The sequence below is a fragment of the Tabrizicola sp. genome (assembly GCF_016793705.1).
Classification (GTDB): Bacteria; Pseudomonadota; Alphaproteobacteria; order Rhodobacterales; family Rhodobacteraceae; genus Tabrizicola.
Genome location: NZ_JAEULO010000050.1, coordinates 1 through 13,099 on the forward strand (window position 1 = coordinate 1; position 13,099 = coordinate 13,099).

The following is a 13,099-nucleotide window of genomic DNA, read 5'->3' on the forward strand; positions in this document are numbered from 1 at the left end:
CACCAGCCGCGCAGGCCCCCAGCGCGGGGGCCGAGCCGATCCGCCACAAGGTGCAGCGCGGCGAGACCGCCTTTACCATCGCACGGGCCTACAATGTCTCGGCCAAGGCGCTGGCCGACTGGAACGGGCTGGGCGCCGACATGGCGGTGCGCGAGGGGCAGTATCTGATCATCCCGACCTCGTCCTCGGCCCCGCCGCCCGCGCCGGTGGACACCACGCCCGGGGCCGGCAGCCCGACGCCGACGCCGCCCTCGGCATCAAAGCCGCTGCCGGATGAGAAAACCGCCCCCGCCGCGCAGAAGCCCAAGGAAACCCCCGCCTCGCCCGAGATGGGCAGCCAGCGCACCGGGGCGACCGCGACCAAGATGGTGATGCCGGTTTCGGGCAAGATCATCCGCAGCTACCAGAAGGGCAAGAACGACGGGATCGACATTGCCGCCGCCGCCGGAACCGCCGTGAAGGCCGCCGATGCCGGCACCGTCGCCGCGGTGACCAAGGACACCAACGGCACGCCCATCGTGGTGATCCGGCACGCCGACAACCTCTTGACGGTCTATGCCGGGGTGGATCAACTGAAGGTGGCCAAGGGTGCCACGGTGACCCGCGGTCAGGCGATTGCAGTGGTGCGCTCGGCCGATCCGGCCTTCCTGCATTTCGAGGTGCGGCGCGGCGTGGACAGCGTCGATCCGATGCCCTACCTGCAGTGATCTGACGCCCTGACGGGAACGGAAGGACGCCGCCGGAGATGTCCGGCGGCGTTGCCATTTCTGCCGCCGCAATCCGCCCGGCCCGCACCCCGCAAAAGGAAAAGCCCCGGGTTTCCCCGAGGCTTTTCAATGCGATAATGGTGGGCGATAACGGATTTGAACCGCTGACATCTTCGATGTGAACGAAGCGCTCTACCGCTGAGCTAATCGCCCGTTGGCGGGGTTATTAGCTGGCTTCCCCGACCTCTGCAAGGGGTTCACCGTCGGTATTTTTGCCCGGCTTGCCGGCACCCCGGCGCATCTTCAGCGAAACCACCGAACCGCCCTTTTCGAACTCGCGCGTGCGGCTGACGCGCAGCTTGCCCAGACCCGGCAGAAGCATGACTTCGCCCTTGTCCAGCGCGCCGCTGATTTCCTTCAGCGTCGCTTCGACGATGTTGCGGACCTGCGGTTTCTTGGCGCCGGTGGCTTCGGCCACGCGCGCGATCAGGTCTTTCAGCTTCACGCCGCCCGCACCGGCAGCAGCACCCTCGGCCGCGCCTTCGGCACCGGCAGCCTTGGCTTTGGCCGGCGTCGCGCGGGGCTTCTTGGCGGCGGGGGTCTTGGTTTCATCGGTCATGATGTGGTCCTCTTTCAGGCTGTGCCAACACTATCCCGCCGATGGAAACAAATCCACAACTACCACACGAAGTTTCCCTGCCCCACGCGGTTGTGCGCAGGAAATCACCACCCGGCCCCCGCCCCAAAGCAAAAAGGCGCGCCCGGAGGCGCGCCTTCGATAAGTTTTTCCTGCGCAACGCTTAGTGCGCGGTGGCCGCCGGTCCGGCCTGCCCGGACGCAGCCGCACGGGCCGCGGCGGCCGCTTCTTCCGCCGCCTCGTCCCATTCCACCGCCACCGGCTGACGCACCAGCGCCTGGGCCAGAACCTCGCGCACATGGGTCACGGGGATGATCGTCAGGCCCGCCTTCACATTCTCGGGGATTTCCGCCAGATCCTTGGCGTTTTCCTCGGGGATGAAGACGGTCTTGATCCCGCCCCGCAGCGCGGCCAGCAGCTTTTCCTTCAGACCGCCGATGGCGCTCGCGTTGCCGCGCAGCGTCACCTCGCCGGTCATCGCGATATCCTTGCGCACCGGAATGCCCGTCAGGACCGAGACGATCGCCGTCACCATTGCCAGACCGGCCGAGGGGCCGTCTTTCGGCGTGGCGCCGTCGGGGACGTGAACGTGAATGTCCATCGTCTCGAACTTCGGCGGCTTGACCCCGATCTGCGGAGAAACCGAACGGACATAGGACGAAGCCGCCTCGATCGACTCCTTCATCACATCGCCCAGCTTGCCCGTGGTCTTCATCCGGCCCTTGCCCGGCAGCTTCAGCGCCTCGATCTGCAACAGATCGCCGCCGACGCTGGTCCAGGCCAGCCCGGTGACCACGCCCACCTGATCTTCCTTCTCGGCCAGACCGAAGCGGTGGCGCTGCACGCCCAGGTATTCCTCGGCCTTCGCCGGGTCCACCTTCACCGATTTGGTCTTCTTCTTAAGGATGTCGGTCACCGCCTTGCGCGCCAGCTTGGCAATCTCGCGCTCAAGGTTCCGCACGCCCGCCTCGCGGGTGTAATAGCGGATGACATGGGTCAGCGCTTCGTCCGAGACCTCGAACTCACCCTTCTTCAGGCCGTTCGCGGTGACCTGCTTCTGCAACAGGTGCTGCTTGGCGATCTCGCGCTTTTCATCCTCGGTGTAGCCGGCCAGAGAAATGATCTCCATCCGGTCCATCAGCGGCCCCGGCATGTTGTAGCTGTTGGCCGTGGTGATGAACATGACGTTCGACAGGTCGTATTCCACCTCAAGATAGTGGTCCACGAAGGTGCCGTTCTGTTCGGGGTCCAGCACCTCGAGCAGAGCCGAAGCCGGATCGCCGCGGAAGTCCTGCCCCATCTTGTCGATCTCATCCAGAAGGATCAGCGGGTTGGTGGTCTTGGCCTTCTTCAGCGACTGGATGATCTTGCCGGGCATTGACCCGATATAGGTCCGCCGGTGGCCGCGGATTTCGGATTCGTCACGCACGCCCCCCAGCGAGATGCGGATGAACTCACGCCCCGTGGCTTTCGCGACCGACCGCCCCAGCGATGTCTTGCCCACGCCCGGAGGGCCAACGAGGCACAGGATCGGGCCTTTCAGCTTGGTCGACCGTGCCTGCACCGCCAGGTATTCGACAATCCGCTCCTTGACCTTCTCCAGCCCGAAGTGGTCGGTGTCCAGCACCTTCTGCGCGGCGCCCAGATCTTTCTTCAGACGCGACTTCACGCCCCACGGCACGCCGAGGAGCCAGTCGAGATAGTTCCGCACCACCGTCGCTTCCGCCGACATCGGCGACATCGACTTCAGCTTCTTCAGCTCGGCATCCGCCTTCTCGCGCGCCTCTTTCGACAGCGCGGTCTTGGCGATGCGGGCCTCCAGCTCGGCGACCTCGTTCTGGCCTTCCTCGCCGTCGCCCAGCTCCTTCTGAATGGCCTTCATCTGCTCGTTCAGATAGTATTCGCGCTGGGTCTTCTCCATCTGCGTCTTCACGCGACTCTTGATCTTCTTCTCGACCTGAAGGACGGAAAGCTCGCCCTGCATGTGGCCATAGACCTTCTCCAGCCGCTCGGCGACGTCCAGCGTCTCCAGGATCGCCTGCTTCTGCGCCACGTCCACGCCCAGGTGGCCCGCCACCAGGTCGGCCAGCCGCGCCGGTTCGCGGGTGTCCGAGACGGCGGCAAGCGCCTCCTCGGGGATGTTCTTCTTGACCTTGGAATAGCGTTCGAACTCCTCGCCCACCGCGCGCACCAGCGCCTCGACGGCGGTCTGGTCGCCCTCGGTCTCGGGCAGCAATTCCGCCGTCGCCTCGAAGAAGGCCGGGTTTTCGATGAAGCCGGTGATCTTCACCCGCGCCTTGCCCTCGACCAGCACCTTCACGGTGCCGTCGGGCAGTTTCAGGAGTTGCAGCACATTGGCCAGCACGCCGGTGCGGAAGATCCCATCGGCGTCCGGGTCGTCTGCGGTGGGGTCCTTCTGCGAGCTGAGAAGGATCTGCTTGTCGTCCTGCATCACCTCTTCCAGTGCGCGGACCGATTTCTCGCGCCCGACGAAGAGCGGCACGATCATGTGGGGAAACACCACGATGTCGCGCAGCGGCAGGACCGGATAGCTTTGGGTGCTCATATGTCTACCTTCGTTCGCGGCAGCTTGGCATGGTCCCGACCATCGGCAACCCTGCCCGCTCCGCCTTCATGTTCGTTAACTTGTGGTCCCCGGGCAGGGGATTCAAGTTCCGGCTTGGTTCGCCAGAATGAACCTCTGCGTAACCGGGTGCAAGGTGGGAAAGGGTGGCCTTTGTCAGACAGGCTCCACATCCCCCTCGGCCCGCTTTGCATGGAACCCCACCACGAACGCCGCAAGCCCCCCCGCCGCGATCGCCTCCCGCAGCCCGTGCATCAGCAGCTGGTAATAATGCAGGTTATGCCAGGTCAGCAGCATGCTGCCGATGATCTCGTCCGCCTTCACCACATGGTGCAGGTAGGCGCGGGAGTAGCTGCGGCAGGCGGGGCATTGGCACCCCTCCTCCAACGGCCGGAGGTCATTCTTGTGGCGAGCGTTCCTCAGGTTCACCTGCCCCCGTGCCGTCCAGGCCTGGCCCGTCCGCCCCGAGCGCGAGGGCAGCACGCAATCCATCATGTCGATGCCGCGCTCCACCGCGCCCACGATGTCATCGGGCTTGCCCACCCCCATCAGATAGCGCGGGCGATCCTCCGGCAGGAACCCCGGCGCATAGTCGAGGACCGAGAACATCGCCTCCTGCCCCTCGCCCACCGCAAGCCCGCCCACGGCATAGCCGTCGAAACCGATCCGCTTCAGCGACTCGGCCGATTCCTCGCGCAGCTCCCGCGTGACGCCACCTTGCATGATCCCGAAAAGCGCATGGCCCGGCCGGTCGCCGAAGGCGTCGCGCGACCTCTCGGCCCAGCGCATCGACAGGCGCATCGACTTGGCCACCGTAGCCTCGTCGGCGGGCAACGCAGGGCATTCGTCGAAACACATCACGATGTCCGACCCCAGGAGCCGCTGGATCTCCATGCTCCGCTCCGGCGTCAGCATGTGCTTCGACCCGTCGAGATGCGAGGAGAACCGCACCCCCTCCTCGGTCAGCTTCCGCAAAGGCCCCAGCGACATGACCTGGAACCCGCCGCTATCGGTCAGGATCGGCTTTTCCCAGTTCATGAACCGATGCAGCCCCCCCAGCGCCGCCACCCGCTCTGCCGTCGGCCGCAGCATCAGGTGGTAGGTGTTGCCCAGAAGGATGTCGGCCCCCGTCGCCGCAACGCTTTCAGGCAGCATCGCCTTGACCGTCCCCGCCGTCCCCACCGGCATGAAGGCGGGGGTGCGAATCTCTCCCCGCGGGGTGGAGATCACCCCGGTCCGCGCCGCGCCATCCGTCGCCGAAATCCTGAAACCGATGCCCATCGCCATGCCCGCGCCCCCTTGCCTGCCGCTCCTTTGGGCCAGATCGCGTGAAAAGTGAAGCCGGGGTCATCCAGCCCGCCCTTCGACCCGTAATGACGCTTGACCTTTGCGGCAACTTCTATATTTGCCGTGAATGAACGTTCATTCCCACTCCGGCCGACCCATGTCACTCGCCCCCCATCCCGCCGCCACCGCCGATGCGCGCAGCCACGAAATCCTCGCCTCGATCCGTCAGGCTTTTGCCGAGAAGGGTTTCGACGGCGCCTCGATGCAGGACCTCGCCCGTGCCGCCGGGATGAGCGTCGGCAACTTCTACCGCTACTTCCCCTCGAAGTCCGAGATCGTGAAGGCGATGTGCGGCTATGACCTGTCCGAGATCCAGGCCGAATTCGCCGATGTCCAGAACGCCGCAGACCCGATGCTCTGCTTGCGCGAGCATATCATCGGCCATTTCGACGGGAAGGAAGAGGCAGACGGCCAGCTCTGGGCCGAAATCACCGCCGCCGCCATCCGCAAGCCGGAAATCCGCGAAGCTGCCGGCATGATGGAAGGCACGATCATCGCCTTCCTCATCGCGATCTTCGCCGGTGTCACCCGCCGCAGCGAGGCCGAGGCGCGGCAGCGCTATGAAGGCCAGGCGCAGATGCTGGTGATGCTGGTCAAGGCCATGGCCATGCGCACCTGCCAGTGCGGCCCCGCCAGCCCCGCGCTTTCTGCGCAGGTGGTGGCGGTACTCGACCGCGTCCTTTCCGAAATTTCCAACGACAAAGCAGAAGGCTGAGACCGATGCGCCCGACCCTTGCTCTTGCCGCCCTCCTCGCCCTTGCTCTCGTTTTGCCGGCGCGGGCGCAAGAGGCCGTCGCTGCCGAAAGCGCGCCAGCCGCAACCCTGCCCGCAATCACCGTGTCCGAAGTCACCCCCCGCAAGCTGACAGACCGGATCATCGCCTCGGGCCTGATCGCCGCAGTCGAGGAGGTACAGGTCGCCCCCCTCGTCGAAGGCCAGCCGCTTGACCGGCTGCTTGTCGACGTTGGCGACATGGTGACGGAAGGCCAGGTGCTCGCCGTCCTGTCCAAGACCACGCTGGAACTGCAGAAGACCGAAGCCGTCGCCTCGTTGGCCGCCGCCCGTGCCACCATCGCCCAGGCCGAAGCCCAGCGCGTCGAGGCCGAGGCCGCCGCCGCAGAAGCCGCCCGCGTTGTGGAACGGACGACGAAGCTCCGCGAAAGCGGCACCGCCCCGCAGGCCACCTGGGACACCGCCAATGCCAATGCCATCGCCGCCAACGCGCGGGTCTCCGTCGCGACGCAAGGGCTGGAATCCGCCCACGCGCAACTGGCGCTGGCCGAGGCGCGGCTGGAGAACGTCGACCTCATGCTCTCCCGCACCGAAGTGAAGGCCCCGGTTGCCGGCAGGATCGTCGCCCGCAACGCAAAGATCGGCGCCATCGCCACCGCCGCCGGGCAACCGATGTTCGTCATCACCCGCGACGCCGCGCTGGAATTGCGCGCCGACGTGGCCGAGACCGACCTCCTGCGCCTCGCCCCCGGTGAAAAGGCGCATCTGCGGTCCGTCGGCATGACCGATGCGCTGGAAGGCACCGTGCGTCTTGTCGAACCCGCCATCGACCCCGTCACCCGCCTTGGCCGCGCCCGGATCAGCGTCGATGAGGCCAGCGATACGCTGCGCACCGGCATGTTCGTCGAGGCCGAGATCATTGCCGCCGAACGCGACGGTCTTGCCGTCCCCGTTACCGCCATCGGCTCCTCGCCCGAGGGCAGCACCGTGATGCGGGTGCGCGACGGGCTGGTCGAGCGGGTCGCGGTCAGGACCGGCATCCGCGACGGCGGCCTGGTCGAGATCACCGAGGGCCTTACCGCAGGCGACAGCGTCGTGACCAAGGCCGGGGCCTTCGTCCGCGAAGGCGATCGGATCAACCCGGTCCCCGCAGCAACGAACTGAGGGGGCCTGCGCATGAACTTCTCCGCCTGGTCGATCCGCAACCCCGTCGCGCCGCTTCTGGCCTTCTTCCTGTTCCTCGTCCTCGGCTGGCAGGCCTTCAACAGCCTGCCGATCACCCGCTTCCCGAACATCGACGTCCCTCTCGTCGCCGTCTCCGTCGCCCAGTCCGGCGCGGCGCCTGCGGAGATGGAAAGCCAGGTGACGAAGGAAATCGAAGATGCCGTCGCGGGCCTGACCGGCGCCAAGCGCGTGACTTCCACCGTCACCGACGGGCTCTCCACCACCGTCATCGAATTCCGCATGGAAGTGCCGACCGACAAGGCGGTGCAGGACGTGAAGGATGCCGTCGACCAGATCCGCGGCGACCTGCCGGGCGGAATCGAATCCCCCATCGTCACCCGCATCGACGTGGAAGGTCAGGCGATCATGACCTTCGCCGTCCATGCCCCCGACATGACGATGGAAGAGATCAGCTGGTTCGTCGACGACACCGTGACCCGCGCCCTGCAGGGCAAGCCCGGCATCGGCCGCGTCACCCGCGTCGGCGGCGCCGACCGGGAAATCCGGGTGGAACTCGACCCGGTCAAGCTCGACAGCTACGGCGTCACCGCTCAGGCGATCAGCGCCCAGATCGCCGCCACCAACACCAACCTCGGCGCGGGCAAGATCAGGCTCGGCAGCGGCGAACAGGCGATCCGCACGCTTGGCGACAGCGGCACCGTGGAAAGCCTGGCCAACACGACCATCGCGCTCCCCTCGGGCCGTTTCGTCAAGCTGACCGACCTCGGCCAAGTGATCGACAGCTATGAGGAGCTGAAAAGCTTCGCCCGGATCGACGGCGAGCAAAGCGTCAGCTTCCTGGTCTTCCGCTCCAAGGGCGCCTCCGAGGTCTCGGTCGCAGAAGTGACCAACCAGGTGGTCGAGGAGCTGCGCGCCCAGCACCCGAACGTCGGCATCACCATGGTCGACGATTCCGTCTTCTACACCTATGGCAACTACGAATCCGCCATCCACACGCTTCTCGAAGGCGCGCTTCTGGCCGTGCTCGTGGTGCTCGCCTTCCTGCGCAACTGGCGCGCCACGCTCATCTCCGCCGTCGCGCTGCCCCTTTCCGCCATTCCGACCTTCTGGGTCATGTCGCAGCTCGGCTTTTCCTTGAACCTGGTCAGCTTCCTCGCGCTCACGCTGGCGACCGGCATCCTGGTCGACGATGCCATCGTGGAAATCGAGAACATCGCCCGCCACATCCGCATGGGCAAGACCCCCTACCGCGCGGCCATCGAGGCGGCGGACGAGATCGGCCTCGCCGTCATCGCCACCACCTTCACCATCGTCGCGGTCTTCGTGCCGGTCAGCTTCATGCCCGGCATACCCGGCCAGTATTTCCGCCAGTTCGGCCTGACCGTGGCCATCGCCGTGCTCTTCTCGCTCCTCGTCGCGCGCCTGATCACCCCGATGATGGCCGCCTATTTCATGCGCGCCAAGGACGCGGTCGGCCATGAAGGCCAAAGGGATGGCGCATTCATGCGCGGGTATCTCTGGCTGGTGAAATCCACCACCAGGGTCCGGCGCTGGAGGAAACACCCCAGGATCGCGCTGCCGACCTATTACATAACCCTCATCGTCGCCGTCGGCGTGGTGATTGTCTCGGTCATCGCCATGCTCCAGGTCCCCGGCTCCCTCTTCCCGCCGGAAGACGAAAGCCGCATCGTCGTCTCGGTCGAACTGCCGCCCGGCTCCACCCTCGACGACACTGCCGCCACCACCGACGCGATGCGCGAGGCCATCGTGGACATCGACGGGGTGAAATCCGTGCTTGTCATCGGCGGCTCCACCCCCTTGGGCGACCGCGACATCCGCCGCGCCACCTTCACCATCATCCTCGACCGGCTGGACAACGGGCTGGAGCGCAAGCTCATTGACCTCGGCCGCGCGCTTCCCGTCGTGGGCGGGCTGATCCCCGAGATTCCCTCCGAAGGTCGCCTCCGGCCCCAGGTCGAGATCGAGGCGGATGTCTTCCGCGCGTTGCAGACCGTCCCCGACCTGCGCGCCTTCAAGGCCGCGACCATGGGCGGCGGCGCGCGTCCCTTCAGCTATGACATCCTGTCGGATGACGAGTCGGACCTGACGCTCGCGATCCGGAAGATCGAAGAGGCGCTGCGCGAGGAACCGATGTTCCTCAACACCTCGACCGAGGCCGCCCTGCCCCGGCCGGAAATCCAGATCACCCCCAAGGCGGACGAGGCCGCACGTCTGGGCGTTACCGTGCAGCAGATCGCCTCGGTGGTGCGCGTCGCCACCATCGGCGACGTCTCGGCAGCGCTTGGCAAGCTCTCCATCGACAACCGCCTGGTCCCGATCCGGGTTCAGCTCGACGAAGCCTCGCGCGACAATCTCGCCCGGATTTCGGCCCTGAAGGTGATGACTTCCGCCGGTCCCGTGCCGCTTTCCGCGGTTGCAACGGTGGAGGTCTCGGAGGGCCCCTCGGTCGTGAAGCGGCTGAACCGGCTGCGCGTCGCCACGCTTGGCGCCGACATCGCGCCAGGCTTCGTGCTGGACCAGGCCACGGCCCGCTTCCAGGAACTCCTGCCGGGGCTGAACCTGCCCGCCAGTGTCAAGGTCACGCCCTCCGGCGATGCCGAGGTGCAGGCCGAGCTGCTGGGCAGTTTCCAGAACGCGATGATCCTGGGCGTCCTTCTGATGATGTTCGTGCTGATCCTCCTCTTCCACTCGGTCCTGCAACCCGTGACCATCATCTTCTCGCTGCTCCTTTCGGTCGGCGGCGTGGCAACGGCCTTGATCGTCACGCAGAACCCGCTCTCCATGCCGGTGCTGATCGGCATCCTGATGCTGATGGGGATCGTGGCGAAGAACGCGATCCTTCTGATCGACTTCGCCATCGAGATGCGGGCGCGCGGCATGAAGCGGATCGAGGCCGTGGTCGAGGCCGGCCACAAGCGCGCAAGGCCGATCGTGATGACCTCCATCGCCATGTCCGCCGGAATGCTGCCCTCGGCGCTCGGCGTCGGCGAGGGCGGTGCCTTCCGCGCGCCGATGGCCATCGCGGTGATGGGCGGGATCATTGTCTCGACCGTTCTTAGCCTTGTCGTCGTGCCGTCGATGTATCTGGTGATGGACGATCTCTCGCGCTTCTTCTCCTGGGTCCTGGGCCGCTTCCTGGGCAAGAAGGAAGTAGAGCCCATGGCGCCCGACCCTCTGGTCCTGGCCGGGACCATCGAGCGCAACCAGGTCGACGTGGCGCTGCTGCAGGGCCGGATCTCGGTTCTGGAAGAAGCGCTCGTGCGCCGCACTCCGAAGCCCCACGCGGCAGAGTAGCAATCGCTGCCGGAGCTAGCCCAACCACCCCGGCCAAAGGCGCCGGGCTTCCTCTGCCGTGTACCGCCCCAGCCGCACATCCTCGGCCACCAGCACCGGGTCGCGCTCCTGCGGCGGCCCGTAGCCGCCCCCGCCGGGAGTGCGCACCCGCACCCGGTCCCCGGGCTTCAACGCGATGTCCTGCGCCTTGGAAAGATGTTCCGGCACAAGCACTTCACCGCCCCGGATCACCTCCACCCGGTTCACCGCCCCGTCGCTTCCACCCAGCGCCCCCTGCGGCCCGATACGACCATGGTCCATCACGAACGACGCCCGCGCCTCACCGCGCAGAAGCTCGATCTCGTAGTCCAGCCCCAGCCCGCCCCGATTCCGCCCCGCCCCGCCTGACCCTTCGTGCAGCGCGTAACGCCTGTAGATCACAGGGAAATTCTGTTCCATAATCTCGACCGGCGGCGCCTTGGAGATGCCGATGGTCGAACAACCGTTCGCAATCCCGTCGCCCGCCGCGAACCCGCCATAGCCCCCACCCGAAATCTGGTACATCACATAATCCCGCCCCTTCTCCGGGTCGTACCCCCCCAACCCGAAATTGCCCGAGGTCCCTGCCGGGGCCGCCGTCACATGGTCCGGCACCGCCTGCACCAGCGCCGCGAAGACCGCCTCGGCGATCCGCTGACTCACCTCCGCCGCGCAGCCAGAGACGGGGCGCGGGTAGTGCGCATCCAGGAAAGTCCCTTCGATGCCCATGACTTGCAATGGCTCGAACGCCCCGGCCGAGATCGGCACCTCCGGGAAGACATGCCGCATCGCCAGATAGACCGCCGACAGCGTCGTCGCCCGGACCGAGTTCATCGGCCCCATGCAGGGCTTCGACGACCCGGCGAAATCGAAGACCAGCCCCTCGCCCTCTCGCTTCAGTTCAAGCGCGATGGTCAGCGGCACATTCACCACCCCGTCGCTGTCAATGATTGCGGTGGCACGAAAGGTCCCGTCCGGGATCAGCCCGATCATCGCCCGCATCTGCTTTGCCGCCAGCCGCCGCATCTCGGCGATGGCCTCGGTCACGGTCGCGTCGCCGTAGCGATCCAGCAGCGCCCCCAGCCGCTCCGCCCCGACCAAGAGCGCCGAGGCTTGCGCCTTCACATCGCCAATTCGTTGTTCTGAAACGCGAATATTGGAACAGATGATCTGGTAGATCTCCTGGTCCAGTACGCCCTTCTTGAACAGCTTCACCGGCGGCAGCCGCAGCCCCTCCTGCTCGGCACTGATCGCGCTGGCCGAAAACCCCCCCGGCACCGCCCCTCCGGTATCCGGCCAGTGCCCGGTGTTCGACAGCCAGCAGAAGATTCCCCCCGCCCGCCAGACCGGCATGGCGAAGCGCACATCCATCAGATGCGTGCCGCCCAGATACGGATCGTTGACGATATAGATGTCACCCTGCTCCGGTGGCGCGGTCAGTCCCGCCGCGATCCGTTCCAGGATGGTGCGGGTGGAGAACTGCATGACGCCGACGAAGACCGGCAACCCTTTCGACCCCTGTGCGATCAGGCTGCCGTCGGTCGCGGAGTAGATACCGTCCGACCGGTCGTCGGCCTCAGCAATCACGGGAGAGAAGGCCGCGCGGGAGAAGGTCAGGTCCATCTCGTCGCAGACCTGCTGCAATCCCGCCTGGATGACCGCGAGGGTGACGGGATCAATCATTTGTCAACCTCGATCACCAGGTTGCCATCGGCGTCGGAGGTCACTTTCGCGCCCGTGTCGACGACGATCGTCGTATCCATTTGCTCAATGATCGCAGGGCCTTGCAGGCCAATCTTCAACGGAAGACGGTCCCGCCAATAGACCGGCGTATCCTGCCAGCCGTCGAACCAGACCTTGCGGGTCGCCGAGGGTTCGGCAGCTTCCTTCCGCCCCGAAGGCTCGATCAGCCGCGATAGGTCCAGCGCCGGGCGTTCGCCGATCACCGAGACGTTCAGGTTTACCAGATTGGCCCGGATCGTCGGCAGGTCGACCCGGAACCGGGCATGATAGGCCGCCTCGAACAGCCGCTGCAACTCCTCGTGGCCGGGGGTGGCCGAGGGTAGGGCCACGCGCAGCAAATGGGTCTGGCCGACGAACTGCATGTCCGCCGAATACTCCGCCCGGATCGCTGTCAGCGCGATCCTTTCCAGCCCGACCAACCGCCGCCCTTCGGCCTCCTGCCCGGCCAGAACCCCATGAACATCCGCCATGTCCACCGCATCCAGCGGGCGGTTCAGCGTGCGCACGAAGTCGTGCCGCAGGTCGGCCACCACGCAGCCGAGCGCGTTGGTGATGCCGGGCCGGGCGGGGATCAACACCTTGGGAACGTTCAGCTCTTTCGCCAGGGCCACCGCGTGCAGCGGTCCGGCCCCACCGAAAGCAAAGAGCGCAAAGTCGCGCGGATCGGCCCCCATGGAAATGCTGACCATGCGGATCGCCCCGGCCATATGGGTGTTGGCGATGCGGATCACCGCCGCCGCCGCCGCTTCGACCGACAGGCCCAGCGGCGCGGCGATCTGGCTCCGCATCGCCTCATGCGCAGCCCCTGCCGCCTGCCCGAACCGACTGGCG

General features: G+C 66.3%; 9 protein-coding genes and 1 tRNA gene. 4 read left to right on the forward strand and 6 right to left on the reverse strand.

Translation table 11 applies throughout. The features are described 5' to 3' along the window. Positions 1–707 (forward strand): M23 family metallopeptidase (locus tag JNJ68_RS13785; RefSeq protein ID WP_294982961.1); only part of this gene is annotated, 707 nt, incomplete at its 5' end. Positions 708–845: 138 nt separating this feature from the next. Here the strand turns inward: JNJ68_RS13785 and JNJ68_RS13790 are convergent. The 4 genes from JNJ68_RS13790 to tgt form a co-directional block, all read right to left on the reverse strand. Next, positions 846–920: transfer RNA gene (locus JNJ68_RS13790), tRNA-Val, on the reverse strand. 13 nt (positions 921–933) lie between these two features. After that, a complete protein-coding gene (locus JNJ68_RS13795; RefSeq protein ID WP_294982962.1) occupies positions 934–1,326 on the reverse strand; it encodes an HU family DNA-binding protein in 393 nt (130 codons plus the stop codon). A 181-nt stretch (positions 1,327–1,507) separates the two neighbouring features. Then, entirely contained in the window at positions 1,508–3,910 is a 2,403-nt protein-coding gene (gene lon / locus JNJ68_RS13800) for an endopeptidase La (RefSeq protein WP_294982963.1), read from the reverse strand. A 174-nt stretch (positions 3,911–4,084) separates the two neighbouring features. Further along, positions 4,085–5,215: a tRNA guanosine(34) transglycosylase Tgt gene (tgt, locus tag JNJ68_RS13805; RefSeq protein ID WP_294982964.1), complete on the reverse strand. Its 1,131-nt coding sequence runs from the start codon at positions 5,213–5,215 to the stop codon at positions 4,085–4,087. Between the two features lie 127 nt (positions 5,216–5,342). Between tgt and JNJ68_RS13810 the strand changes: the two genes are divergently transcribed. The 3 genes from JNJ68_RS13810 to JNJ68_RS13820 are packed head-to-tail and all read left to right on the forward strand — an operon-like array spanning position 5,343 to position 10,507. Then, positions 5,343–5,990, forward strand: a complete 648-nt coding sequence (locus JNJ68_RS13810; RefSeq protein ID WP_294982965.1) for a TetR/AcrR family transcriptional regulator — start codon at positions 5,343–5,345, stop codon at positions 5,988–5,990. A gap of 5 nt (positions 5,991–5,995) precedes the next feature. Continuing rightward, positions 5,996–7,171, forward strand: coding sequence for an efflux RND transporter periplasmic adaptor subunit (locus JNJ68_RS13815; RefSeq protein ID WP_294982966.1), 1,176 nt, complete (start codon positions 5,996–5,998; stop codon positions 7,169–7,171). A 12-nt stretch (positions 7,172–7,183) separates the two neighbouring features. Continuing rightward, positions 7,184–10,507: an efflux RND transporter permease subunit gene (locus tag JNJ68_RS13820; RefSeq protein ID WP_294982967.1), complete on the forward strand. Its 3,324-nt coding sequence runs from the start codon at positions 7,184–7,186 to the stop codon at positions 10,505–10,507. A 15-nt stretch (positions 10,508–10,522) separates the two neighbouring features. Here the strand turns inward: JNJ68_RS13820 and JNJ68_RS13825 are convergent, their stop codons facing one another. Beyond that, on the reverse strand, positions 10,523–12,208 hold the full coding sequence (locus JNJ68_RS13825) for a hydantoinase B/oxoprolinase family protein (protein WP_294982968.1): 1,686 nt from the start codon (positions 12,206–12,208) through the stop codon (positions 10,523–10,525). Further along, a partial coding sequence (locus JNJ68_RS13830; protein ID WP_294982969.1) for a hydantoinase/oxoprolinase family protein occupies positions 12,205–13,099 on the reverse strand: 895 nt, incomplete at its 5' end. The genes JNJ68_RS13825 and JNJ68_RS13830, both read right to left, overlap by 4 nt.

Coding starts and splice junctions, on each gene's coding strand:
- JNJ68_RS13795 (WP_294982962.1), bottom strand. CDS start 1,326: ATGACCGATGAAACCAAGACCCCCGCCGCCAAGAAGCCCCGCGCGACG.
- lon (WP_294982963.1), bottom strand. CDS start 3,910: ATGAGCACCCAAAGCTATCCGGTCCTGCCGCTGCGCGACATCGTGGTG.
- tgt (WP_294982964.1), bottom strand. CDS start 5,215: ATGGCGATGGGCATCGGTTTCAGGATTTCGGCGACGGATGGCGCGGCG.
- JNJ68_RS13810 (WP_294982965.1), top strand. CDS start 5,343: ATGAACGTTCATTCCCACTCCGGCCGACCCATGTCACTCGCCCCCCAT.
- JNJ68_RS13815 (WP_294982966.1), top strand. CDS start 5,996: ATGCGCCCGACCCTTGCTCTTGCCGCCCTCCTCGCCCTTGCTCTCGTT.
- JNJ68_RS13820 (WP_294982967.1), top strand. CDS start 7,184: ATGAACTTCTCCGCCTGGTCGATCCGCAACCCCGTCGCGCCGCTTCTG.
- JNJ68_RS13825 (WP_294982968.1), bottom strand. CDS start 12,208: ATGATTGATCCCGTCACCCTCGCGGTCATCCAGGCGGGATTGCAGCAG.